The organism is Enterobacter sp. SA197 (assembly GCF_054131575.1).
Genome location: NZ_CP096393.1, coordinates 4,654,812 through 4,679,020 on the forward strand (window position 1 = coordinate 4,654,812; position 24,209 = coordinate 4,679,020).

Consider the following 24,209-nt stretch of genomic DNA (forward strand, 5'->3'; position numbering starts at 1 on the left):
GGACACGCTGTACATGAAATTGACTATCATCCGTCTGGTGAACTTTACCGACCAGGATCATATTGATTTAGCTAAAGTCTGGCCGGAATACTCTCCTGCATCGCTGCAGGTAGATGAATCTCATCGTATTTACGCGGCACGCTTCAACGATCGTTTATTAGGTGCGGTGCGAGTAACACTGCTTGGTACGCAAGGGGCACTGGATTCCCTGCGCGTGCGTGACGTCACCCGTCGCCGTGGTGTCGGGAAATATTTGCTGGACGAAGTGATTGCCGATAATCCGGGCATTACCACCTGGTGGATCACCGAAGTTGGCGTAGAAGACCGTTCGATTATGGCCGCTTTCGCCCAGGCTATGGGCTTTACCGCGCAGAATGATGGCTGGGTGAAGCGTTAGGGCGCTCCGGCCTGATGCCCTCATAACGGCCCTCTCCCACAGGGCTGAGAGGAATCCCCACAAAAAATGCCAGCCAGCCTGGTCCCCTCGCCCCACCGGGGAGAGGGTTAGGGTGAGGGGAAACATGCGGCTCTTGTGGTCATTCCGTTCACCTTATGTTCCTTGCTTGTCTGTAGTGTCAGAACCCGTGAACGTGCCAGGGTGGTTCACCGCCACCACCCTGGCGACCCGGGCTCCCGGCCAGCCGTCAACGCCTCATCGATTTTCAGCCGGACCCAGTCATCGCGGTGACTGTCTAATTCTCATTGCGCCGTGATATCGCTGCAAAACGTCATATTTCTGGGGATTCTTCAGCCCACGGGGAGCAAACATTAAAAAAGGCAACTTGCGTTGCCTTTTTGCTTTTATTCTGGTGCAGATTTGACCAGGAATTTCGTGCTACAGGAAGATGGCAAAGACGTTAATCCCCAGGAGCTTACATCAGTAAGTGACCGGGGTTAACGGATGCAGCCAGCGCCCTTGTAGTGCGAAAGGCGAAGGTCAAATTATTTAGCGTCGGTGGCCGTACCGTTCGCATGCCAGGTAAACACGCCGAACTCAAAGCCCTTCAGGTCACCTTTTTCGTCCCAGGACAGCGGCCCCATCACGGTTTCAACGGAGTTCGCTTTCAGCCAGGTGGCAATTTCAGCCGGTTCTGCGTTCTGGTTCAGACCCGCAGCCAGGGACTGCAGTGCAGCGTAGGTGGTCCAGACAAATGCGCCGCTTGGATCCTGTTTCTTCGCCTTAATCGCATCTACGATAGGTTTGTTTGCCGGAACCTGGTCGTAGTTTTTCGGTTTGGTTACTAACATGCCTTCAGCTGATTCGCCCGCAATGTTAGACAGGGAAACGTTCGCTACGCCTTCCGGCCCCATGAATTTGGTTTTCAGCCCTGCCGCACGAGACTGACGCAGAATCTGGCCCATTTCCGGGTGGTAACCGCCGTAGTAAACGAAGTCGATATTCTCTTTCTTCAGACGCGCGACCAGGGTAGAGAAATCTTTTTCACCTGCGGTGATGCCGTCAAAGAAGACGACGTTCGCGCCACCTTTTTTAAGGCCATCCTGCACGGCACGCGCCAGACCTTCACCGTACTGCTGTTTGTCGTGAATGACCGCAATGCGCTGTGGCTTCACGCTCTCAAGGATGTATTTTGCGGCGGTTGGGCCCTGGTCTGAGTCAAGGCCGGTGGTACGCAGAGTCAGCTTATAACCACGAGCGGTCAGCTCAGGTGCGGTCGCCGCCGGGGTGATCATCAGAATGCCTTCATCTTCATAGATATCAGACGCAGGCTGAGTAGAAGAGGAGCACAGGTGGCCAATAACGTATTTAATGCCATCGTTAACCACTTTGTTCGCTACCGCGACCGCTTGTTTCGGGTCACATGCATCGTCGTATTTAGTGATAACCAGTTTGTCGCCTTTAATACCGCCTTTGGCATTAATGTCTGCGACAGCCTGCTCAGCACCTGTAAATTCCTGATCACCGTACTGCGCAACCGGGCCAGACATTGCACCGACAACGGCAACTTTAATATCTTTGGCAAATGCCATGTTGCTCATTGCTAACGCAATACATCCTGCCAGTAACGCTTTACCCTTCATTTTCATCCTGAGGTTCCCCATTCTTGTGGTGATTGAATTTGTTGTGATGTTGTTGTTCGGCACATTATTTTGTCTACAGTCATAAGGAAAGAATATGATGGTAGTTCTGAGAGCGTCTTCCCGTGCCTTTGCAGCATTCTCTGCTAAAACATACCCCATTTTCTGAAATTTGGAACAACATTTTTGAAGGTTATATAACAGCAGGATGAATAATGCAGGAAAGCCGCCAGAAGGCGGCTTCAGATTATCCATCAGGTTTATCGTGTCAGCGCGTGATGAATAATATCCAGCGCTTTGCGGAACTGAGCCTCTGGAATAGTCAGCGGATAAAGGAAACGAATCACGTTGCCGTAGACCCCGCAGCTCAGTAATAACAGCCCCGCTGCCAGTGCGTTATCCTGCACCTGCCGGGTAAATTCCGGTGACGGCGCGCCAGAGTCCGGGTCGTTAAACTCTACTGCGACCATCGATCCCTGCGCGCGAATATCCGCAATGAACGGACAGTCCGCTTTCGCTTTGGTCAGCACTTCCACCAGGTGTTGACCCAGATGATTAGCACGCTCGCACAGATGCTCTTCTTCAATCACATCCAGTACCGCATGCGCCGCCGCGACCGCCAGTGGGTTACCGGCATAAGTCCCGCCCAGCCCACCGGGCGCGGGCGCATCCATGACCTCGGCACGACCGGAAACGGCAGAGAGCGGCAGGCCGCCCGCCAGGCTTTTCGCCATCGTAACCAGATCGGGTTTGACGCTGTAATGCTCCACTGCGAACAGTTTTCCGGTACGGGCAAAGCCGGTCTGCACTTCATCGGCAATCAGCAGAATGCCGTGCGTGTCACAAAGTTTACGCAGCGCCTGCATAAAATCATCGGGGGCAATGTTGAACCCCCCTTCCCCCTGTACGGGCTCAAGGAGAATGGCCGCTACCTGGTCCGGGGCGATATCCGCTTTGAAAATACGATCCAGGCTCTTCATCGCCTCAGCCGTGCTCACGCCATGCAGGGCATTTGGAAATTGCGCATGAAAAATAGAACCGGGGAAGGGGCCAAAACCGATTTTGTAGGGTGCGACTTTGCCAGTCAGCGCCATGGTCATATAGGTGCGACCGTGAAAACCACCACCAAAGGTAATCACCCCGGGACGCCGGGTATGGGCACGGGCAATTTTTACCGCGTTCTCTACCGCTTCAGCACCGGTAGAGAAAAAAGCCGTTTTCGCCGGGCCTTCGACAGGGACACGTTCGTTGATCCGTTCCGCCAGCGAGACATAACTCTCATACGGGACAATCTGGTATGCCGTGTGGGTAAAAGCGTGCAACTGCTTTTCCACGGCGGCAACCACCTTCGGATGGCGATGCCCGGTGTTCAGCACCGCGATACCCGCCGCGAAATCGATCACTTCATTACCTTCAACATCCCAGAGCGTGGCATTTTCGGCTTTATCAGCATAGAAGCCGCACATTACGCCTATCCCGCGTGGCGTAGCCGCTAAACGGCGTTGTTGTAATTCATTATTTTTCACGTTGTACTCCCCCGTCATGGATTGATCTCGCCGCCATCATCTTTTGTCACAATGCCATAAGCGGTCCTATAATCGAGTACCAGTTTTGAATAATTAAGGGATCCAGTTGCGTTCACTCGTCAGTGACTTACTGCAGTTGCGCCTGGGCGCTCAGCGGGATGGCAGGCTGCATAAGAAATTATATAACGCGATTCGCCTGTCTATTCTGGATGGAAGCCTGCCCCCGCAAAGCCGTCTGCCCCCCAGCCGGGACCTGGCCGCCGAACTGGGGCTGTCACGTAATACGGTGTTGACGGTCTATGAACAACTGCTGGCCGAAGGATATGTGGTTTCACGTACCGGCAGCGGGACCTTTGTCGCCAGGACCGTGCCTGATAGTTTGCTCTCGGCACCCGCATCTCATTCTGACGATGCCACAGGCGACCTCCCGTCACATCTCTCAAATCGTGGACAGCATCTCCTGCAGCGCAGCAGCGCCAGCCCACGCCAGTGGGGGGCATTCTTGCCAGGCGTACCGGATGTGGGCGCCTTTCCCCATGCCCTGTTTCGTAAAATTCAGAGCCGGGTAAGCCGCACCTCGCAGGCAAGTCAGCTCTCATACAGCAATGCAGGCGGTAGCCCGGCGCTGCAGCACGCCCTGGTGGACTACCTGCGCATCTCCCGTTCAGTAAAGTGCAGCGCTGAACAGATCCTGATAACGGAAGGCATCCATCAGGCTATCGATCTGGTCTCACGCATGTTGTGTAACCCCGGCGACAGCGCATGGATTGAAGAGCCAGCGTACTGGGGAATTCGTAATGTTCTGTCGATGAATGGCGTGATCCTGGAGCCGATCCCTGTTGATCTGGCCGGCATGGACCCACCCGAAGCCGGAGAGGGGCCGCCAAAACTGATATTCGTCACGCCGTCTCACCAGTATCCACTCGGCTGTGTGATGAGCCTGGAACGGCGTCAGCGTCTGCTGGCGCTGGCGCGGCAGACGGGGAGCTGGATTGTGGAAGATGACTATGACAGCGAGTTTCGTTTCTCCGGCCATCCGATACCGGCGCTGCAGGGACTGGTGGATGACGCGCCGGTTATCTATACGGGTACGTTCAGTAAGACGCTCTATCCGGGGCTTCGTCTGGGCTATCTGGTGCTGCCACGTCCGTTAATGCAGGCGTTGAAAACCGCGCATACGGAGCTTTATCGCGGCGGGCGCTTACCGGACCAGGAGGCGCTGGCGTTGTTTATCAGCGAAGGGTATTACACGGCCCATATTCGTCGCATGAGGCTCCTTTATTCCCGTCGACGAGCACGGCTGGCAGGCCTGATTGTCGGGGCATTGGGTAAAGAGGCGTTGAGCGAGTTTAACGATAACGCGGGTCTGCACCTTGTGTTATCTCTTCCTGAAGACTGTGATGATGTCGCGCTTGCCCAACGGGCGAATGAGCGGGGCATTCTGGTGCGCGCCCTTTCACGCTATTACGCGGGCGACAGACCGATGAAAGGACTGCTGATGGGATTTGCAGCAATGGAAGAAGAGGAGATGGGCGCGGCGTTTGAGCTGTTGCTGGCCTGTATAGAGAAACCGACGTTATAAGGTGCCAGAAAGCAAAAAGCCGGGTCGCTTTCGCTTAACCCGGCTCCTTGATGCGCGCGTGATTTACGCTTCGATGGCCGCACGCAGTTTTTTCATGGCGTTCTTTTCAAGCTGACGCACACGCTCAGCGGAAACACCGTAACGGTCAGCCAGTTCCTGAAGCGTGGACTTATTGTCGTCGTCCAGCCAGCGGGCGCGGATAATATCCTGACTACGTTCGTCAAGACCTTCCATTGCATCCGTCAGTTTATTCGCGGCCTGCTCTTCCCAGTTATCGTCTTCAATGCCGTCAGCAAAGTTAGAAGATTTATCCTGCAGGTAAAGCACCGGCGCAACTGCATGGCTTTCGGAATCGTCGTCGGAGGACATATCAAATGCCATATCCTGCGCCGACATACGGGATTCCATCTCACGCACATCTTTGCTGCTGACGCCCAGCTCGCGGGCCACCATTTCTACTTCATCCTGATTAAACCAGCCCAGACGCTGCTTAGTTTTACGCAGGTTAAAGAACAGCTTACGCTGCGCCTTAGTGGTAGCAACTTTCACAATGCGCCAGTTACGCAGCACGTACTCATGAATTTCGGCTTTGATCCAGTGCACGGCGAAAGAGACCAGACGCACACCCACTTCCGGGTTGAAACGACGCACGGCTTTCATCAGGCCGATATTGCCTTCCTGAATCAGGTCGGCCTGCGGCAGGCCATAGCCCGAATAGTTACGAGCAACATGAACAACAAAGCGCAGGTGTGACAGGATCAGCGTCTTAGCTGCTTCCAGATCGCCCTGGTAATGCAGCTTTTCAGCCAGTGCCCTTTCTTCATCAGCCGTCAACATCGGCCATGCTTTAGCGGCCCGGACGTAAGACTCCAGGTTACCAACAGGGGCTAAAGCTAAAGATTGCATTTCTTTGGTCATTCAAATCCTCTCAATTTACATCCAACTGGCGGCGGTCTGTCCCCATCAGGCAACAAACATGCCAGCGTTAATGAGCAACGAGAATATCATCCACTCTTGTATCAGACAGTGATTTTATCCACAAGTTCCGGGTCGGGTTGTGAATAAATTAGGCACAAAATGTGACATAAGTATGAAAAGCCGGGGCAGGAAAAGGGAGATATGAGTTATACGCTTTCCCTGCTACGGGAATACTGCATTGCAGGGAAAGAGTATATCAGAGATTTTTTACTGTGGAGTAAAGTGACGTAAATGTTGCACAGTTGCAAGCCAGGCGGCCACCCATCCAATCATTGAACACACCAGTAAAAGGAGTAAACACTCGTCAAACGAGAGGCCGCTAAGCTCAAACTGCGTGCCAAACACCTTTGCCACTTCCGTCACGGCTGATGAGAGGCGCATCACCAGAATCTCAGAAAGAATGAGGGAGAGAAACGCGCCGCTGAAACCGAGAAGGGCTCCGCCATACAGGAAAGGTCGCAGAATAAAGCCGTCCGTTGCGCCAATCAGTTTCTGCACGTTAATGGTGTCACGACGGGAAAAGATGCTCAGGCGCACGCTGTTACCAATGACGAGGAAGACGGCCGCCACCATCAGCACACCGATCATCGCGGACACACGCCCCACCAGCCCCGTTAGCGAAGCCAGACGAGCAAACCAGCTGTCATCCATACGCACTTCATCAATGCCGTGCAGTTGCGAAATGCGATCGCGCAGGGTATTGAGTGAGTTAGTGCTCTGAAAGTCCAGTTTCGGGACCACAACGGCAACAGCGGGCAGCGGATTTTCTTCCAGCATATCCAGCGCGCCGCCAAAACCTGACCAGTTACGGAACTCCCCCAGCGCATCCTCACGGGAGAGGTAGTTGACCTTCTCCACCCCCTGCTCTGACTGTAACTGCCCGACAACCTGCGCCGCCGCATCATCGTCCAGCGACTTATCGAAGTAAACGGTGATTTGCGGAGAGGGATAATACTGAGATGCAGCCTCATTGACGTTTTTGTAAACCATGTAGCAGACGCTTGGCAGCGTCAGGGAGATGGCAATGACCATCACCGTCAGGAAGGTCGCAAATGGCTTACTTTTTAGATCCTGCAATGCCCCCTGGAAGGCGTAGCGTACCTGCTCGTTAAACACATTGGTTTTACGGGAGTTCGGTTTGGGTGGTGTTTTACCCCGGCGCGGGGCATTACGACCCGCCTCGCCCGGCCCGCCTGCCGATTTACGCAAGCGATCTAATTTGCTGCCAAACTGCCGGATTTGATTGATTGCGTCGCGCTTATTCACCCGCCAGGCCTCCATGCAAGTGGCCATCGCTCAGGGTCAGCATGCGGTACGAACGACGGGAGATAAGCCCCAGGTCGTGCGTTGCCATTAACACTGTTACCCCAACACGATTAAACTCCTCAAAAAGACGTAAAATCCCCTCGGAGAGGGCTTCGTCCAGGTTACCGGTTGGTTCATCTGCCAGTAGCACTGCAGGCTTGTTGACCACCGCACGGGCAATCCCCACGCGCTGCTGCTCACCCCCGGAAAGTTGAATCGGGAAATTTCTCGCTTTGTCGAGCAGGCCTACTTTATCAAGCGCCGCAGAAACACGGCGGCGGATATCGTCGCCGCTGGCACCCGCGATGATGAGCGGGATAGCCACATTGTCATACACCGTTCTGTCCATCAGGAGATGGTGATCCTGGAAAATCATGCCAATCTGCCGACGCAGAAATGGCACTTCGCGGTTTTTCAGGCGCGTAATATCATGCCCACTGAACAGGATTTTCCCGGCACTCGGCCGCTCGATGCCACAGATAAGCTTAAGCAGGGTACTTTTCCCCGCGCCGGAGTGGCCGGTCAGAAATGCCATCTCGCCCGGTTGCAGGTGAAACGTGACTCCCTGCAACGCTTGTCTCCCACCGAGATAGGCTTTGCTGACGTGTTCAAAGCGAATCATTGTTAATCCTCTCGGGCAAAAAGTGCCTCAATAAAATCGCCCGCATTAAACGGACGCAGGTCCTCAATTCGTTCGCCAACCCCGATGTAACGGATAGGAATACCAAACTGATCCGCCACCGAGAAGATGACGCCACCCTTAGCGGTTCCATCCAGCTTGGTCAGGGTGATTCCTGTCAGGCCAACGGCCTCATGGAACAGTTTGGCCTGGCTTACCGCATTCTGCCCGGTGCTGGCATCAATAGTCAGCATGACTTCATGCGGCGCATTTTCGTCGAGCTTTTTCATCACACGGACGATCTTTTTCAGCTCTTCCATCAGGTGCGCTTTATTTTGCAAACGCCCGGCGGTATCTGCAATCAGTACATCCACATGGCGCGCTTTCGCCGCCTGGATGGCATCGAAAATCACCGACGCGGAATCCGCGCCCGTATGCTGGGCAATAACCGGGATATTGTTACGCTGACCCCATACCTGCAGCTGCTCAACGGCAGCGGCACGGAAGGTGTCACCGGCTGCCAGCATCACCGATTTACCCTGCTGTTCGAACTGGCGCGCCAGTTTACCGATGGTGGTGGTTTTACCCACACCATTAACGCCAACCATCAGAATAACAAAGGGAGTTTTGCCTTCTACATTCAGCGGCTCATCCACTTTGGCAAGGATGTCACTCATCTCTTCTTTGAGCAAACCATAGAGTGCTTCCGCGTCGCGCAGCTGCTTACGTGAAGCGCCTTCTGTCAGATTGGTGATAATTTTACGGGTGGTTTCCACCCCAACGTCAGCAATTAACAGTTGTTCTTCGAGCTCTTCAAAAAGATCATCATCGATTTTTTTACCACGGAACAGACTGATAAATCCGGAACCGAGGTTTTCTTTAGTTTTGATCAGGCTGCGTTTAAGCCGCGCGAAAAACCCTTCTTTGGTGGGCTTCTCTTGCTCAACAACGGCCTCTTCCACCGGTTCGTCGACCGCCGCATCCGGCGCTTCTTGCACGGGTTCTTCAACCGGCACCACCACCAGTGCCTCTTCGGCGGCAGCGGCAGCGAGCGCCTGAGCTTCCAGCTCTTCTTCACCGATCAGCGCCTCTTCCTCTGGGCTCTCCTGCTCAGGCTGCCACTCGTCTTCAGCAATGTCTGGCTCTGACACCTCTTCGGGCAAGGGTAGCGCTTCGTGCTCTACTGCCGCAGTCTCTTCTGCCGCAGTCTCTACTGCCGCTGGCTGCGCAACATCTGCTGCCTCTGGCGCAACTTCCTGCTCAACCAGTTGCTCCGTGACCTCCACAATCTCTTGCGCGAAGGCCTCGCTCTCCTTTGCCGGTTCGGGGGTCTGCGTGTCGACGGGCGGCTCAGCGTCCTGCTCCTGAACCTCTTGCGCAACCTCTTCTTTTACTTCTTCTTTTACTTCTTCTTTTTCCTGTTCCTTTTGACCAAAGCCGAGCCAGGAGAAAAAGCCACGTTTCTTTTCATTTGCCATTTGCGACCATACTCCCGCGGTTAATTTATGGCACAAGCCCACATTGCCGTAGCCGGGGCTAAAAAAATGTAATTAGCTAAATAGTCTATCACTTTCCTGAACATGCTTCACCGCCTGCGGATTAAGGTTTCGCGCCGCGCGACACGCCGCTAGAATAGCAGGCCGAAATGATGAGCAAAGCGAAGACCATGAAGAAACCCACTCGGGCCACCACCGGCCAAATCCGCATCATTGGCGGACAATGGCGTGGACGAAAACTCCCTGTACCAGACAGTCCTGGCCTGCGCCCTACCACCGACCGCGTGCGTGAAACCCTGTTCAACTGGCTGGCACCCTCCATGGTTGATGCACATTGCCTTGACTGCTTTGCCGGCAGCGGCGCGCTGGGTTTAGAAGCGCTGTCCCGCTATGCCGCCAGCGCCACGCTGCTCGAAATGGAGCGTGGCGTCGCGCTGCAGCTGCAGCAAAACCTCACCACCCTGAAAGCGACCAACGGCAAGGTCTTCACCGGCAATACGCTGGCGTTTCTTGCCCAGCCGGGCACGCCGCATCACATCGTCTTCGTCGATCCGCCGTTTCGTAAAGGCCTGCTCGAAGAGACGCTTTCCCTTCTGGAAATTAACGGCTGGCTTGCGGATGACGCGCTAATCTATGTGGAAAGCGAAGTGGAGAATGGGCTGCCGCCGGTTCCGGAGAACTGGAGCCTGCATCGTGAAAAGGTCGCCGGTCAGGTTGCCTACCGCTTATATCTGCGTAAATCACAAGGAGTGAACGATGAACATAATGATTAACCTCGGGCGTCTGCTGATGCTGTTTGTCTGGGGATTTCTCCTGCTAAACCTCTTTTCTCCGTTCCCGAAGCCATTAAACATCTTCGTTAACGTCGCCCTGTTCTTCACCGTGTTTATGCACGCGCTACAGGCCACGATGATGAAAAAAACGTTGCCAAAAGAGGGCCCGCAGATGACCCGCTGGGAAGAGTTTCGTATCTTCCTGTTTGGCGTTTTTGAACTGCTCATCTGGCTAAAAAAGCTCAAGGCAAAAAGATAAACACGCTTTTTTAAGATTCCCCTGCCTTCCGTAACATTGTCATTCGCCCGCCGTGACCACTAAACTCAGAATAAGAGCCGTGGGCATGGTGCTCGCGATACAATAACGGATTCAGGGACTTATTATGCTTTGGTCATTTATTGCTGTCTGTTTCTCCGCCTGGCTGTATGTGGATGCCTCCTATCGTGGGCCCACATGGCAACGCTGGGTCTTTAAACCCGTCACACTGCTGTTACTTCTGCTGCTCGCCTGGCAGGCCCCGATGTTCGATGCCATCAGCTATCTGGTCCTGGCCGGGCTTTGTGCATCGCTGGTAGGTGACGCCCTGACGCTTCTTCCGCGCCAGCAACTTCTTTATGCTATTGGTGCATTTTTCCTCGCCCACCTGCTGTACACCATCTACTTCGCCAGCCAAATGACGCTGTCGTTCTTCTGGCCGCTGCCGCTGGTATTGCTGGTCATTGGCGCGGTGTTAATGGCCGTCATCTGGTCGCGCCTGGAAACGTTGCGTGCGCCAGTGTGCACCTTTATCGCCATGACGCTGGTCATGGTGTGGCTGGCCGGTGAGCTCTGGTTCTTCCGTCCTACCAGCCCGGCGCTCTCTGCCTTCGTCGGTGCCGCTCTGCTGCTTATCAGCAATGTGGTCTGGCTGGGTAGCCATTACCGTCGCCGTTTCCGGGCTGACAATGCTATCTCCGCCGCCTGCTATTTTGCTGGTCACTTTTTGATTGTGCGTTCGCTGTATATATAAAACGCTTGACTCTGGAGTCGACTCCAAAGTGTATCCTCCGGTTAATGAGAAAATTATCATTCACCGGAGGATGCCATGCCTGCCCCGATCCCAACGAAAACCCCTCAGTTTGCGAGCCTGAAGCTGCGTCCTGTCGCTTCGCCGCCCTCTGCGTGTGAATGCAGTGAAACCTGTGACGCCCCACCGATAACAACGGAGGCAGGCGAAGGCAAACGTTACAGCTGGCTTGTCTCAGGTATGGATTGTGGTGCCTGTGCACGTAAAGTAGAGAACGCCGTCCGGCAGATTGACGGCATCCTTCAGGTCCAGGTGGCCTTTGCCACGGAAAAACTCACCGTCACCGCCGGGGAGGATGTACGCGCGCAGGTCGAAAAGGCGGTAAGCGAGGCAGGGTACAGTCTTAAAGGTGAACATGCCCCCCATGAACCCGCTCCATCACGCCTGCGAGAGAATCTACCGCTTGTCCTGCTGATCCTGATGATGAGCGTAAGCTGGCTGCTGGAGCAGGTTAACCATCCCCTTGGTCAGGCAGCCTTTATCATCACCACCCTGGTGGGCTTGTTCCCGATTGCCCGCCAGGCATTACGCCTGATGCGCAGCGGCAGTTGGTTTGCCATTGAAACGCTGATGAGCGTGGCCGCCATTGGGGCGTTGTTTATCGGCGCTACCGCAGAAGCGGCGATGGTTCTGCTGCTGTTCCTCGTGGGGGAACGACTCGAAGGCTGGGCCGCCAGCCGTGCCCGTCGTGGCGTCAGCGCACTAATGGCGCTAAAACCTGACACCGCCATCCGCCTGGTGAACGGTAAGCGCGAAAGCGTCACCGCTCAGATGCTGCGTCCCGGCGATATGATTGAAGTCCCGGCCGGCGGGCGTTTACCGGCAGACGGTAAATTGCTCTCCCCCTTTGCAAGCTTTGATGAGAGCGCGCTAACCGGTGAATCCCTGCCTGTGGAACATGTCACCGGTGACAGCATTCCGGCGGGCGCCACCAGCGTTGACCGCCTGGTGACGCTTGAGGTGGTCTCCGGGCCTGGCGAAAGCGCCATCGACCGTATCCTGAAGCTGATTGAAGAGGCAGAAGAACGCCGTGCGCCCATCGAACGCTTTATCGACCGCTTCAGCCGGATTTACACCCCCGCTATCATGGTGGTGGCTCTGCTGGTGGCTGTCGTGCCGCCGTTGATGCTGGGTGACGCGTGGCTGGGGTGGATCTACAAAGGGCTGACGCTGCTGCTGATAGGCTGTCCATGCGCGTTGGTTATTTCGACTCCGGCGGCGATTACCTCTGGTCTTGCCGCCGCCAGCCGTCACGGGGCACTTATAAAAGGGGGGGCTGCGCTGGAGCAACTGGCATCCGTTAAGCAGATTGCCTTCGATAAAACCGGCACCCTGACCGTGGGCAGACCGAATGTCACCGGCATTTACCCGCTTGCGGGTAGCCGTGAAGACACACTGCTGATGCTGGCTGCGGCCGTTGAACAAGGTTCGACTCACCCTCTTGCGCAGGCCATTTTGCGTGAAGCTGAGGCGCGCCAGTTGGTTCTGCCGCAGGCTGAAAACCAGCGTGCGTTGGCAGGCAGAGGGATTGAAGCACAGGTTAACGGAGAGTCCATACGCCTGAGCGCACCGGATAAACTGGCTGATATTTTACTCGAAGAGAGTCTGCTCTCGACAATTCGTCATCAGGAAAACCAGGGCGAAACGGTGATTGTGGTGCTGCGAGAAGGGACGGTGATGGGGGCGATTGCCCTGCGCGACACCCTGCGCGAAGACGCGCGTGAAGCCATTGCTGCGCTGGGGGCGCTGGGAGTACAGGGGGTGATGCTGACCGGCGATAACCCGCGGGCGGCTGCAACGATTGCCGGTGAGCTGACGATGGATTTTCGCGCCGGTCTGCTGCCGGAAGATAAAGTTAACGCGGTCATTGCGTTGAATAAACAGGCACCGCTGGCAATGGTCGGCGACGGTATTAATGACGCGCCCGCCATGAAGGCAGCCACCATCGGCATTGCCATGGGCAGCGGGACGGACGTGGCCCTGGAAACGGCCGACGCTGCCCTGACCCATAACCGCCTCGTCGGTCTGGCGCAGATGATTACACTCGCCCGCGCCACACAGGCCAACATTCGCCAGAATATCGCCCTTGCGCTGGGGCTGAAAGCCATCTTCCTGGTGACCACGTTGCTCGGGATGACCGGATTATGGCTGGCGGTGCTGGCCGATACCGGTGCTACCGTGCTGGTTACAGCAAATGCCCTGCGGCTTCTGCGAAGGTAAAAGCAAAACGGCACCACCGGGTGCCGTTTTTAGTGTCTGCTCCCTCTCCCCGTGGGAGAGGGAGCCCCTGTAGTATTACGTTTTACAGCGATTTCATTGTTGAATGAGAATAAACAGTTACAGCGATGACAGGGTCCGGCTGAAAATCGACGAAGCGTATCCGTAAGGCCGGGGCGACGCGCAGGGATGCGCGGCGAGGGCGACTTTACAGGGACGTTACCTTCGCCCGTCCCCGATTAGCCTGAAGGAGAAGCTGCGTGGACCGCGCAGCGGCGATTTTCCTGGCCGGGAGCCCGGGTCGCCAGGGTGGTGGCGGTGAACCACCCTGGCACGTTCACGGGTTCTGGCGTGACAGAAAAGCAAGGAACATGAAGTGAACGGAATGACCATCAGAGCTGCATTTTCCCCCTCACCCTGACCCTCTCCCTCAAGGGAGAGGGGACCGACGTGGGGATTCCCTCCCCGCAGGAGAGGACATCCGTTACTGCATACCCAGCACCCCCGGTAGCCACAGGGAAATGGCCGGTACATACGTCACCAGCCCCAGCACAATCAACAGCATCGCATAAAACGGCAGCATCGCTTTCACCACCGTTTCAATCTTCTGCTTACTCACCGCACTGGCAACAAACAACACCGATCCGACGGGAGGCGTAATCAATCCGATCCCAAGGTTAACCATCATGATCATGCCAAAGTGAACCGGATCAATCCCCAGTGAGTTCGTCACCGGCAACAGCACGGGGGTCAGGATCAAAATGATCGGTGCCATATCCATCAGGGTGCCAATCAGTAACAGCATGATATTGAGATACATCAGAATGACGTATTTGTTATCTGACAAAGAGGTGAAAAATTCGGTGATACGTACCGGGAGCTGCATATAGGTCATGACCGCGCCAAAAGCGGCAGCAAACCCGATAAGTATCATCACGATGGTGACGGTCTTCACGGTACGACACATCAGCTTCGGCAGTTCACTCCACTTGTAATCCCGATAGATGAACATGGTAACGAAGAAAGCCCACAGGCAGGCAACAGCCGCAGATTCGGTAGCGGTAAATATCCCCGAGAGAATGCCCCCGAGAATAATGACTACCGTCATCAACCCCCATAACGCATCAATGAACGTTCTGATGGCCTGCTTAAAGGGAATGCGCTCCCCTTTCGGATAACCGCGCTTGTGAGCAAAGCCAAGACACAACAGCATCAGACACAGTCCCAGCAACAACCCCGGCAGCACGCCAGCGATAAACAGCGTGGCAATGGACACCGTGCCTCCTGCCGCCAGCGAATAGATAACGGAGTTATGGCTGGGCGGGATCAAAATCGCCTGCACCGACCCGCTGGCGGTGACGGCCGCCGCGTATTCGCGCGGGTAGCCCTTCTTTTCCATCTCCGGGATCATGACGCTGCCGATTGAGGCGGTATCGGCCACCGAGGAGCCGGAAATCGCGCCGAAAAAGGTCGATGCCACAATATTCACCAGCGACAACCCGCCACGGATGAATCCCACAAACAGGTAGGCGAAATTGACCAGCCTGCGTGCGATCCCGCCCTCTGCCATGATGGCTCCTGCAAGAATGAAGAACGGAATGGCCAGCAGCGTAAATTTATTCACCCCGCTGGTTATCTGAATCATCAACGCTTCAAGCGGAAGATCTATCCACAACGCGCCGGCAACGGCGCTTAACCCCACGGCAAAGGCTACCGGCATACCCAGCGCCAGCAGGATGGCGAGGGTGAATAACAAAACAAATGCGTCCATAGTTCACCCCTTAACCGTGATTGCCAATCAGCACGACCGGACGATGTTCCTGTGGCCCGAAGAACAACCGTTCGAGCACAAACAGGATCAGAATTGCCGACCCTACCGGCAACGGCAGATAACTTTCGCCAGAGGTAAGGATGGGAAATTCCGCAACCGGTTGCTCCCAGAGCTCAACACACAGCCAGTAGCTGTACCAGCACATGATCGCTGAGATCAGCAGCATCAGCAGATCGACAAGCCGTGCGCAAAGTGTCTTCAGCGTCTCCGGCAGGCGGTCCGTGAGCATGTTGACCGCAATATGGGAACCGGCGCGGTAACCTACCGCCGCGCCAATGAACGTAAAGGTCACCATGCAGATAATGGCAACAGGTTCCGGCCAGGACTCGCCACGATTGAGCACGTAGCGCGAAAAGATGCCAATGGGAATCACGATGGTCATTACCAGAAGCGCCAGGCCAGCTATCGTCATGGCGAGCAGGTACAGGCGATCCATCCACTTAGAGTAGAGTTCTGACATACATTCTCCGCAAAAAGTGGGGGTTATTTAACGTTAGCGATAGCGTTCATCAGATCCTGATGCTTGTCGCCATACTGGGCGCGCACCGGCTCTGTTGCTTTGATAAACACCGCTTTGTCGATGTCATGAAATTGCACGCCACCCGCTTTCATCTTTTCCAGTGCCTGCTGGTTATAAGCGTCCCAGAGTTTGCGCTGTTCGAACTGGGCTTCACGCGCGAGCGTCAGGATTTTTTTCTGATCATCCGCGCTGAGTTTGTCCCATTTCACTTTGGAGTAGAGCAACATTTCGGGGGTAATAAAGTGACCGCTGAGGGTATAGTTTTTGGCAATCGGCATATAGTTATGGGCAATAAACGTCGGTGGGTTATTTTCCGCACCATCAATAACGCCCGTTTGCATGCCGCTGTACACCTCGCTTACGCCCATTGCTACCGAGTTAGCACCCATCTGTTTTAACGTCGCCAGGGCCACGGGACTGCCCTGAACGCGGATTTTCATCCCCTGCAAATCTTCAGGCTTCACCACCGGTTTTTTCGTGATGAGGTTACGCGTGCCGGAGTCCATCCAGCCAAGGAAAACCAGCCGGGACTTAGGATTGGCGGTCAGCTTATCGCCGATCTGCTTACCGATATCGCCATCAATGATCTTGTGCATATGGTCTTCATCACGGAATACATAGGGTAGCGTGAAGACTTCGATATCCGGGAGAATGGCGGCCACCGGGGCCATAGAGACGCGAATCATATCAATAGCGCCCATTTGCGCCTGCTCAATCATCTGTTTTTCATCGCCCAGTACACCGCCGGGGAAGACTTTTATCTCCAGCTTACCGTCCGTTTGTTGTTTAAGTTTTTCTCCCATTTTTTGGACGGCAACAATATTGGGATAACCTTCCGGGTGCACATCGGCGGCTTTAATCGTCTGGGCGTTAACGTTGGCAACAAATAACAGTGACACGGAGGACAGGCACAACGCGGCCAGCAACGGCTTGATAGTCGTTTTCATCGGGTCTTCTCCAGGGTAGGAAGCGGTAAATGTTAAAACAATGTTTTATTTTTACGCTTAAAAACTAGTCTACCGCTGGAAAAGGGAGGGTGAAGCGCCTCACAAAAAGCGCCAAAAAATGAAACGGTGGTTTAGATTGGTGTCAGAGATCGCAAACTGGATAAAAACAGACACGCTTAAAGAGAATTTATTGCCCTTTACGCAGCAGATACCGGTACGGCAGTGAGGCCGTTTCAAGCGCCACCAACTCGTGTTCCATAAAACGACAAAATCCTGGAATATCGCGCGTCGTTGCCGGGTCGTCTGCAATCACCAGCAGGGTTTCACCCGGCTGCATGTTGCGAACGGTTTTGCGCACCATCATCACCGGCTCCGGGCAACGCAGGCCCAGTGCGTCCAGGGTGTGGTCGGCAGAAGTAAAAGCGTCGGTCATGGTTATCTCGCTTAATAAAAATCGGCCATAGTTTACGCTAATGCCGATTGGTTAAGGATCCTTTTTTAGTCCAGTGACTATGAAACACTCCGAAGCGCCCCGCTTACGGATTTTTTTATGCGCACTGGGGATCTTAAATGGCGCATCCTTTACTTTTTTCCCCTTAACTCTCACCCTTATACAAATTCCGAATTTCCCCCTTCCCATTGTGTTATCGCTTCGTCTCTTTCCTTCCATCTGCAATTATCCCTTTTTATATTAAGGACAATCAGGTCATGCCAGGCAGGAGAAACTTCGGTTTCCTCCAGCGGTAGCGTGACTGGTCACGGAGGAATGTATGTCTCAGGAAGGCCTTCGCTTTACCCTTGACGTGGAGGGGCTCCCCCCGCGTGCCATCGCCGTCGTCACCTTTTCCCTTCAGCAGCACCTCTCCACACCCTTCCGGCTTGACGCGGAGGTCACCGGCAGATTCTCAGGCTGGGACGCCGCCCGTTTTTTGGAGAAAAATGCCACCTTCACCGTCTGGCAGGGCAGCGTTTCCCGGTTCGTCCTCAGCGGCATCGTGACCGGCTTCGCCCTCGCGCACAGCGCCCACGGTCAGATGAACTTTGCCCTGACGGTCTCGCCTGCCCTCTGGCGCTGCGGCCTGCGCCGGAACTTCCGCATCTTCCAGCAACTGGACACTGAGGCCATCACCGCCACCCTCCTCACGGAGCACGGCGTCACCGGCCAGGTGCCCTGCCTGTACGACCCCCACCCGCCACGCGAATTCTGCGTCCAGTACGGCGAGACTGACCTCGGTTTCCTGCGCCGTCTGTGGGCCGAGGAGGGTATCTTCTTCTTCGACTGGTTCGCCTGCGGCGCAGCGGAGCAGAAACTGGTGCTCACCGATGATGTCGCGGGCACCGGCAGCGCGGGTGAGCTGCCCTTTAACCCCAACACCCGCACGGAGGTCTCCACGGACTGCATCAGCCTGTTCCGCTACCAGGCGCAGATACGTCCCTCCTCGGTACAGACCCGGGATTACACTTTCAAAGCGCCACACTGGCAGGGCAGCTTCAGTCACCACCCCCGTGAGCTCAACGGCCAGCGCACGCAGTACGAAATCTTCGACTACCCCGGGCGCTTCAAGGATGAGCAGCACGGGCGGGATTTTGCCCGTTATCAGGCAGAGGGCTGGCGTCGGGATGCGGAGACCGCCACCTGCGAGAGCAACAGCCCGGTACTGTGGCCCGGCCGGCGGTTCACCCTGACCGGTCACCCCGCCTCCCTGCTGAACCGGGAATGGCAGGTCACCGGCAGTGTCATGGAGGGCCGGCAGCCGCAGGCGCAGCACGGCAGTCCGGGGGAAGGCACCACGCTGATCAACCGCCTGGAGGTTATCCCGGCAGACCGCACCTGGCGTGTCACCCCGCTGCCGAAGCCGCGGGTGGACGGCCCGCAGAGTGCCGTGGTCACGGGCCCGCCGGGCGAGGAAATCTTCTGCGACAAATACGGCCGCGTGCGGGTGCGCTTTCACCAGGACCGTTACCACGGCAACAGTGAAGACAGCTCCTGCTGGATACGGGTCTCCCAGGGGTGGGCGGGCGCCGGGTTCGGCAGCCTGGCCCTGCCCCGCGTCGGCCAGGAAGTGATTGTGGACTTTCTGCACGGCGACCCGGACCAGCCCGTCATCACGGGGCGTCTGTACCATGACGTGAACCGCGCCCCCGGCCGTCTGCCGGACACGAAGACGCAGATGACCATCCGCTCAAAAACCTACCGGGGTGACGGGTTTAACGAACTGCGCTTTGAGGATGCGACGGACCAGGAGCAGGTGTACATCCACGCCCAGAAGGACATGGACACCGAGGTGCTGAACAACCGCACCACGGACGTGAAGGCGGACCACACCGAGACCATTGGCAGCAACCAGCGGATTAGCGTCGGGCACGACCAGACCCTCACCGTGGCTCATGACCGGCGCATGACGGTGCGCAATGACCAGACGCTGCGGGTTAATAACGACCGGAGGGTGAGCACCGGTCATGACGACGGCCTGCACGTGGCGAATGACCGCACGGTGACCGTGGAGGGAAACCAGAACCACAGCACCACCGGGGACCACCTCAGCCGGGTGGAGGGCAGCCACAGCCTGACGGTCAAAGGCAGCCAGGCACTGAAGGTGACGGGGGCCTGCGGCACCCGTGCGCGGGGTGAAATCGTGCTGCAGAGCGACACGCAAATCACCCTGCGGGTGGGCGGCTCCTTTGTGGTGATACACCCGGCCGGGGTGGACATCACGGGGCCGAAAATCAATCTCAACAGCGGGGGACGTCCGGTAACGCCGGTGGGGGTGATGTTGCCGGGGATGATGGATGTGATAGCTGATGATGAATCAGAAGGATATATTGCTTATCTCCCTAAGGGCATACAAGAAGAAGTAATGGATCAGGGCGAAGCAGAACAATATGGACAGACAGCACAAAAGGTAGTTCATAAAACATCAGAATTAGCCATAAGCGGGAAAGAAAAACTTTATACATCTGAAGTCATACTGATAACATCAACTATTATAGAGAAGCATTCAACATATGAAATAGGTGGAGATCACTCCGCTATATATTTTAACGTAAAAAATGATTCTTTTGGGCCATATCTGTTCGATCCTAATGGAAGTTATAATCCCTATAAAAAACTAGAGGGTGGATATGGACAACGTGGATCAGGTTTTTTATTTAGTGGTGAATTTGCAAATTTGAATGACTTCATTACTTATCAGGAAAATCCTGAGGGGAAATCTAAAGATAAACTTGATAATGAATGGTTTCCATATAAGGTTAAAATAGTAGCCTTACCTGTTACGGATGAAGAGATAGTGGTGCTAACAAACGCCGCTATCGCTTTAGATGATGGTGATGAGGAACCTGGAGCATTTAGTTGCGCTGAATGGTCTTCAAAATTGCTACAACATATAGAGCCTGAAATGGATACGTATACGTTACCAAATTCGTTATGGGCAGCAGTGATTGAGATAAGAAAACGTAGGCTGGAAGAGATGAGTGCCGCCAGATGAGAATTTTTAAAACAGCTGCCCTCCTGATGATTTTCATTATTATGATGGTTGCTCACTTTTATTTATTGGATAAAATTGTAGAAAAACATCAGGTTTCTGGTTTTTATATTTTTATATATTTTTTTATATATTTCCTTTCTTCAATGTTCTTATTGTTAGCATTTGACATTTTCTATACGATGAAACCCGCATGGGCCTTGTTTATCGGTGGTATCTGTGGGTGGTTTTTATCCTTTTGTTCGCTGCTTATTACTGATGTAATATCAGGAGAAGACTTAACCACCCGATGGCGCTTACTTTTCATGGTTTCAGGCGTGATGTTAATTGGGTGGTGGTATTTTCCGTTCTTTATTTTTATTATGAAACGCTTTGATTCAATGAAAAGGGAATTATAATCATTAAATGGAAATCAGCAATATTATTGAACATATCCAGCGTACATAGCATCCAGCCAGGAGTTCGCGATATGTACAAATCAAATTCATTGAATTTTATTATTATGACTTAGGCATTAAAATAGGATATCGAACTGGCGTGGGCGTGATATGCAGGTAAACTAATTGTGGAGAAATAACAAAATGAAAATTTACATTTTATTGATTTCACTACACCTCTCCTTTGGCACGTTTGGAGCGAAACCATGTAAAGAAGAACATGATTATCAAGCATTCTATGATTTAAAAAATCTCTCGAGAATAAAAAGGAAACAAACGAGAAAATATATAATGTGCTTAAAAACAAGCTTAATGAGTTAGAGGTGTGCCATGAAAAACCGATGAATGATATTTATATTATTAGAAGTAAAATTTATTCATATAAAGTGAATGGGAAAGAAACTAAAGCAAGTGTTATATACGATTGCGATAATTTGTCAACGAAAAACGTATGTTTAAAAGATAACCGCATTGATTGGGACTGGACTGAGCGTATATATCCAAGATCTAGTTCAAAGCTACGAAGATCTTTACCAGAAAGCAATCAAGAGATGGAATTTCCATTTTCAGTCGATGGGTTTGAGCTAACCAGTATCACTCTTACATACATTAACACCTTAGGGATAAAGGAAAATAAAAACGTTGAGTATTATAAAAAAAGCAATAATTATGCATACGCCATAGTAAACATAAGAAATTTATTTTATGAAAATATTATTGCTAATGACCAATTTTCAAATTGCTGGCTAGTCTCTATCTATAAAAATCCCAATGGAAAATATCTTAAGGTAATATGGTATTATGCTGGATCAAATTTTTTGGAAGACATGAAAAATAAAAATAAGTAAACATTGATAACACAGCACCTGCAGAAATATAACTTAAAAAATTACTCCATCGATGTTTATAACTTTACCCAAAAGTGGGTGTCCGGAAGCATGGCTGAAAGAGTATAAAGCGGGGGCGTCTGAATCGTTAAGTGCTGATGAAAAGCCAGAAAAAGTCATACTGTATTACGGAGGAAAGAAAAAAGAATTAAGTATAGGCGGTTCATTCAGAAGTCCGTGGGACTATCTCAGTTCAGTTACCCACCCCGGAAAAATTTTTGATGAACCGGCTCATTATGCAGTTGTGGTAAATGGCTGTCACGAGTGTGGCAGATATGTTGAAATTGATGTCTGTCCGACGATAGAAATACGTTTTACGGTTGGGTTAAGCTATGACCTTATTTCATCACGCAGAGAGCGAACTATCAAAGAACGCCGTGACGAGCAAATAAAATCCCGTCAAACCATGGATAATACGCAGTCAAAAAATAAGAATAAATTACGTAACGGCTGGACGTATAAAACGGCTCAGTTTGAGTTGATGAATAAAACTGCACTGAACGTGGATTTCGGATTGAAAATTTGCAATAAAGAATTTACACATGAGTATGAGGAAGAAATCAAAAAACTGCGCAGAACTAAAGCACTTGAGCAGTTAAATCGGGCAGATCAGTTAGTTGATAACCTCAACACTTATTTTGCTCCTGATCCAGAAAATGGAAACAAGACACGAGAATATGCTGTATTTTCATTTAAAGCAGAGCCACTGAAAATCGGCGTTTCTTACGCTTATCAGTACACTGATATAAAAGAAGGCCCATGTCATTATTTCGGATTATATGGAAAGCCTTTTCTGGAGGCAACGCTAAAATTTGACATTATTCAGTTTATCTGCGCCTACTGTAAAATTGATACATTAGTCGGCAGATGTCGTGACTATCTCAGAAAACACGGTACCAGTGTGGAGTGTTATATAGAGGTAGCATCTGGCATAAATCTAAACATCGGGGCAGCATACAGCCAAAAAGATGATAAATGGACATTCAATACCCTCACAGAGAATCAGTTATACCTGGGTATAAAAGGTGTGGTCAGCGCCACCTTTGAGGCCGAAGTTTTTGTCGTAGAACTCAGGGCTGAGGCTGAAGCCACTATCGGTGCAGCAGCAGGCTTTGCTCTGGATGAGCATGATAATGGCCTGGATCTGGTTGCATACCATGACGGAATTAAGGGGACGTTTAAGTTTGCGATTGACATACAGAGTGGGAAGGATAAAAAAAAGAATGACTCGTTACCAAAAAAAAGTAACAACGCTGAAGAAGATTGGCAATTATGTTCTCCATTAAAACCTGAAGGATCTGTGTTACGTATTAATCTTTACGGTGAAAAGCGCGTACTCCCTCAGACTTCAGTAACGCCGCCAACTCCTGTTCAACCATGGGCCATGGGTTCTAATCCAGACTGGAATAAAAACGATTAAAAGGACAATGAGCATAACGGAGTTATACATGATTAAGAAAGCGAAAAAAATCAGGCTGAAATACATATTACTCACTATTTTTATCACTGGAGGTATTATGACTTTAAATGCATATTCTAATAGGGAAACACATAAAATTCGTAGCTTATTCAATATAGAAAAATCTTTTTGTATAATTAAAACAAATGATGTTACTGGATTTGACAATCGCGATTCGGCGTGGGCGGAACGAGGTGGTGGCACCTCCAGCACCAATACTTTAATACTCATGGAAAACGGTGAAAACGAAATCAGCCTGGAGATTGGCGCACTGGGTTGGTTCTCTGATAAAACATTATCGCCAGAAGAAAGACGGCGTTTCGATCCGAAATCAGCTTGCCATCTGGAGCTAGTACGTTTTAATGGACAGGAAAAGCAAACACTCTCATCAATAAAAGTAGCTATTAATTCATTGGGGTTACCGGATGCTCAACCTGATAATCTGCACCCAATTGCCAGAACAAAAATTCTGGCTGAACAGATTATCCCAGGACATATTGATCCTGATTATTTTAATAAAACCTATTTCCCGCAAGGAATGGAGCTTTATCGGTTTACGCAGAAAGTTGTATTGAGTGATATCCCAGATTGGGAGTGGGTCAAAGCAGAGCCTTTTACGGGAAGTAATATCCAAATTCAGAAGTTACGAACCGCATACAATGAAATGGCAGAAATTATTAATAGTAAAGACCGTAATCGGCTAAAAAAATTCAATAAAATCGCGTTGAAAGCATGGTCAACTACTACTGGTGACAGTGAAGATGAGATATTGTCATCATTGTATACAAAAGAAAAATTAGAGGGAGGAAGAGCAAAACTAATCCCTATCAAATGGGATGATTATGATGTTCGCATTATGAATAAAGGACGCATGGTAAAACTATACAATAAATCAGATAGAAACTACTCCCCATTAACATATAAATATATTGATAAAAATGGTGATGAGTATTTGGGTTTTTATGCACCGATCTTTTCATTAATTGATGGCGAATTCGTCCCTGTAATATAAAATACACTCTGAAATGTTGTATATAACAACG

At 52.3% G+C, this 24,209-nt stretch carries 20 protein-coding genes and 1 pseudogene; 11 read left to right on the top strand and 10 right to left on the bottom strand.

The features are described 5' to 3' along the window. The first annotated feature begins 13 nt into the window (after positions 1-13). Positions 14-397 (top strand): aspartate 1-decarboxylase autocleavage activator PanM, encoded by a 384-nt coding sequence (gene panM / locus M1D91_RS21870; RefSeq protein ID WP_437434134.1) that lies wholly within the window; start codon positions 14-16, stop codon positions 395-397. A 545-nt stretch (positions 398-942) separates the two neighbouring features. Here panM and M1D91_RS21875 read toward each other — a convergent pair. After that, positions 943-2,046, bottom strand: a complete 1,104-nt coding sequence (locus tag M1D91_RS21875; RefSeq protein WP_437434135.1) for a branched-chain amino acid ABC transporter substrate-binding protein — start codon at positions 2,044-2,046, stop codon at positions 943-945. Positions 2,047-2,297: 251 nt separating this feature from the next. Further along, complete coding sequence (locus tag M1D91_RS21880; RefSeq protein ID WP_437434136.1) at positions 2,298-3,563, bottom strand: 4-aminobutyrate--2-oxoglutarate transaminase; 1,266 nt, start codon at positions 3,561-3,563, stop codon at positions 2,298-2,300. A 106-nt stretch (positions 3,564-3,669) separates the two neighbouring features. Between M1D91_RS21880 and pdxR the strand changes: the two genes are divergently transcribed. Continuing rightward, entirely contained in the window at positions 3,670-5,145 is a 1,476-nt protein-coding gene (gene pdxR / locus M1D91_RS21885; RefSeq protein ID WP_437434137.1) for a MocR-like pyridoxine biosynthesis transcription factor PdxR, read from the top strand. Positions 5,146-5,208: 63 nt separating this feature from the next. Here pdxR and rpoH read toward each other — a convergent pair whose 3' ends face one another. From rpoH to ftsY, 4 genes are all read right to left on the bottom strand, one after another. Continuing rightward, positions 5,209-6,063: an RNA polymerase sigma factor RpoH gene (gene rpoH / locus M1D91_RS21890; protein ID WP_437434138.1), complete on the bottom strand. Its 855-nt coding sequence runs from the start codon at positions 6,061-6,063 to the stop codon at positions 5,209-5,211. Positions 6,064-6,330: 267 nt separating this feature from the next. Further along, the gene (gene ftsX, locus M1D91_RS21895; RefSeq protein WP_437434139.1) at positions 6,331-7,389 is read right to left on the bottom strand and encodes a permease-like cell division protein FtsX; all 1,059 of its coding nucleotides are present in this window, start codon (positions 7,387-7,389) and stop codon (positions 6,331-6,333) included. Continuing rightward, positions 7,382-8,050, bottom strand: coding sequence for a cell division ATP-binding protein FtsE (ftsE, locus tag M1D91_RS21900; RefSeq protein WP_437434140.1), 669 nt, complete (start codon positions 8,048-8,050; stop codon positions 7,382-7,384). Before ftsE ends, ftsX begins: the two co-directional genes overlap by 8 nt. Positions 8,051-8,052: 2 nt before the next feature. Beyond that, complete coding sequence (gene ftsY, locus M1D91_RS21905) at positions 8,053-9,525, bottom strand: signal recognition particle-docking protein FtsY (protein ID WP_437434141.1); 1,473 nt, start codon at positions 9,523-9,525, stop codon at positions 8,053-8,055. A gap of 188 nt (positions 9,526-9,713) precedes the next feature. On the opposite strand from ftsY, the gene rsmD reads away from it, so the two are divergent. The 4 genes from rsmD to zntA all read left to right on the top strand — a co-directional run bounded on the left by rsmD (position 9,714) and on the right by zntA (position 13,603). Further along, positions 9,714-10,316, top strand: a complete 603-nt coding sequence (rsmD, locus tag M1D91_RS21910) for a 16S rRNA (guanine(966)-N(2))-methyltransferase (protein WP_437434142.1) — start codon at positions 9,714-9,716, stop codon at positions 10,314-10,316. Further along, a complete protein-coding gene (locus M1D91_RS21915) occupies positions 10,306-10,575 on the top strand; it encodes a DUF1145 family protein (RefSeq protein WP_437434149.1) in 270 nt (89 codons plus the stop codon). The genes rsmD and M1D91_RS21915 overlap by 11 nt, the downstream gene beginning before the upstream one ends. Positions 10,576-10,699: 124 nt before the next feature. Next, a complete protein-coding gene (locus tag M1D91_RS21920) occupies positions 10,700-11,326 on the top strand; it encodes a lysoplasmalogenase (RefSeq protein WP_437434143.1) in 627 nt (208 codons plus the stop codon). A 75-nt stretch (positions 11,327-11,401) separates the two neighbouring features. Further along, positions 11,402-13,603, top strand: a complete 2,202-nt coding sequence (gene zntA / locus M1D91_RS21925; protein WP_437434144.1) for a Zn(II)/Cd(II)/Pb(II) translocating P-type ATPase ZntA — start codon at positions 11,402-11,404, stop codon at positions 13,601-13,603. A gap of 481 nt (positions 13,604-14,084) precedes the next feature. Here zntA and M1D91_RS21930 read toward each other — a convergent pair whose 3' ends face one another. The 4 genes from M1D91_RS21930 to tusA form a co-directional block, all read right to left on the bottom strand. Further along, on the bottom strand, positions 14,085-15,371 hold the full coding sequence (locus M1D91_RS21930; RefSeq protein ID WP_437434145.1) for a TRAP transporter large permease: 1,287 nt from the start codon (positions 15,369-15,371) through the stop codon (positions 14,085-14,087). 10 nt (positions 15,372-15,381) lie between these two features. After that, positions 15,382-15,891, bottom strand: coding sequence for a TRAP transporter small permease (locus M1D91_RS21935; protein ID WP_437434146.1), 510 nt, complete (start codon positions 15,889-15,891; stop codon positions 15,382-15,384). A 23-nt stretch (positions 15,892-15,914) separates the two neighbouring features. Next, positions 15,915-16,898: a TRAP transporter substrate-binding protein gene (locus M1D91_RS21940; RefSeq protein ID WP_437434147.1), complete on the bottom strand. Its 984-nt coding sequence runs from the start codon at positions 16,896-16,898 to the stop codon at positions 15,915-15,917. Between the two features lie 187 nt (positions 16,899-17,085). After that, entirely contained in the window at positions 17,086-17,331 is a 246-nt protein-coding gene (gene tusA, locus M1D91_RS21945; RefSeq protein WP_437434148.1) for a sulfurtransferase TusA, read from the bottom strand. Between the two features lie 337 nt (positions 17,332-17,668). Between tusA and M1D91_RS21950 the strand changes: the two are divergent. The 5 genes and pseudogenes from M1D91_RS21950 to M1D91_RS21970 all read left to right on the top strand — a co-directional run. Further along, a pseudogene (locus M1D91_RS21950) lies at positions 17,669-19,711 on the top strand (type VI secretion system Vgr family protein); the annotation flags it as partial. Positions 19,712-20,382: 671 nt separating this feature from the next. After that, positions 20,383-20,781, top strand: a complete 399-nt coding sequence (locus M1D91_RS21955; RefSeq protein ID WP_437434550.1) for a hypothetical protein — start codon at positions 20,383-20,385, stop codon at positions 20,779-20,781. Between the two features lie 380 nt (positions 20,782-21,161). Beyond that, positions 21,162-21,668, top strand: coding sequence for a hypothetical protein (locus M1D91_RS21960; RefSeq protein ID WP_457975829.1), 507 nt, complete (start codon positions 21,162-21,164; stop codon positions 21,666-21,668). Positions 21,669-21,720: 52 nt separating this feature from the next. Beyond that, complete coding sequence (locus M1D91_RS21965) at positions 21,721-23,127, top strand: hypothetical protein (protein WP_457975830.1); 1,407 nt, start codon at positions 21,721-21,723, stop codon at positions 23,125-23,127. Positions 23,128-23,155: 28 nt separating this feature from the next. Then, positions 23,156-24,178, top strand: coding sequence for a hypothetical protein (locus M1D91_RS21970; RefSeq protein WP_437434552.1), 1,023 nt, complete (start codon positions 23,156-23,158; stop codon positions 24,176-24,178). Positions 24,179-24,209 lie beyond the last annotated feature (31 nt).

Coding starts and splice junctions, on each gene's coding strand:
- panM (WP_437434134.1), top strand. CDS start 14: ATGAAATTGACTATCATCCGTCTGGTGAACTTTACCGACCAGGATCAT.
- M1D91_RS21875 (WP_437434135.1), bottom strand. CDS start 2,046: ATGAAAATGAAGGGTAAAGCGTTACTGGCAGGATGTATTGCGTTAGCA.
- rpoH (WP_437434138.1), bottom strand. CDS start 6,063: ATGACCAAAGAAATGCAATCTTTAGCTTTAGCCCCTGTTGGTAACCTG.
- ftsE (WP_437434140.1), bottom strand. CDS start 8,050: ATGATTCGCTTTGAACACGTCAGCAAAGCCTATCTCGGTGGGAGACAA.
- ftsY (WP_437434141.1), bottom strand. CDS start 9,525: ATGGCAAATGAAAAGAAACGTGGCTTTTTCTCCTGGCTCGGCTTTGGT.
- rsmD (WP_437434142.1), top strand. CDS start 9,714: ATGAAGAAACCCACTCGGGCCACCACCGGCCAAATCCGCATCATTGGC.
- M1D91_RS21920 (WP_437434143.1), top strand. CDS start 10,700: ATGCTTTGGTCATTTATTGCTGTCTGTTTCTCCGCCTGGCTGTATGTG.
- zntA (WP_437434144.1), top strand. CDS start 11,402: ATGCCTGCCCCGATCCCAACGAAAACCCCTCAGTTTGCGAGCCTGAAG.
- M1D91_RS21930 (WP_437434145.1), bottom strand. CDS start 15,371: ATGGACGCATTTGTTTTGTTATTCACCCTCGCCATCCTGCTGGCGCTG.
- M1D91_RS21935 (WP_437434146.1), bottom strand. CDS start 15,891: ATGTCAGAACTCTACTCTAAGTGGATGGATCGCCTGTACCTGCTCGCC.
- M1D91_RS21940 (WP_437434147.1), bottom strand. CDS start 16,898: ATGAAAACGACTATCAAGCCGTTGCTGGCCGCGTTGTGCCTGTCCTCC.
- tusA (WP_437434148.1), bottom strand. CDS start 17,331: ATGACCGACGCTTTTACTTCTGCCGACCACACCCTGGACGCACTGGGC.
- M1D91_RS21955 (WP_437434550.1), top strand. CDS start 20,383: ATGAGAATTTTTAAAACAGCTGCCCTCCTGATGATTTTCATTATTATG.
- M1D91_RS21960 (WP_457975829.1), top strand. CDS start 21,162: ATGAATGATATTTATATTATTAGAAGTAAAATTTATTCATATAAAGTG.
- M1D91_RS21965 (WP_457975830.1), top strand. CDS start 21,721: ATGTTTATAACTTTACCCAAAAGTGGGTGTCCGGAAGCATGGCTGAAA.
- M1D91_RS21970 (WP_437434552.1), top strand. CDS start 23,156: ATGATTAAGAAAGCGAAAAAAATCAGGCTGAAATACATATTACTCACT.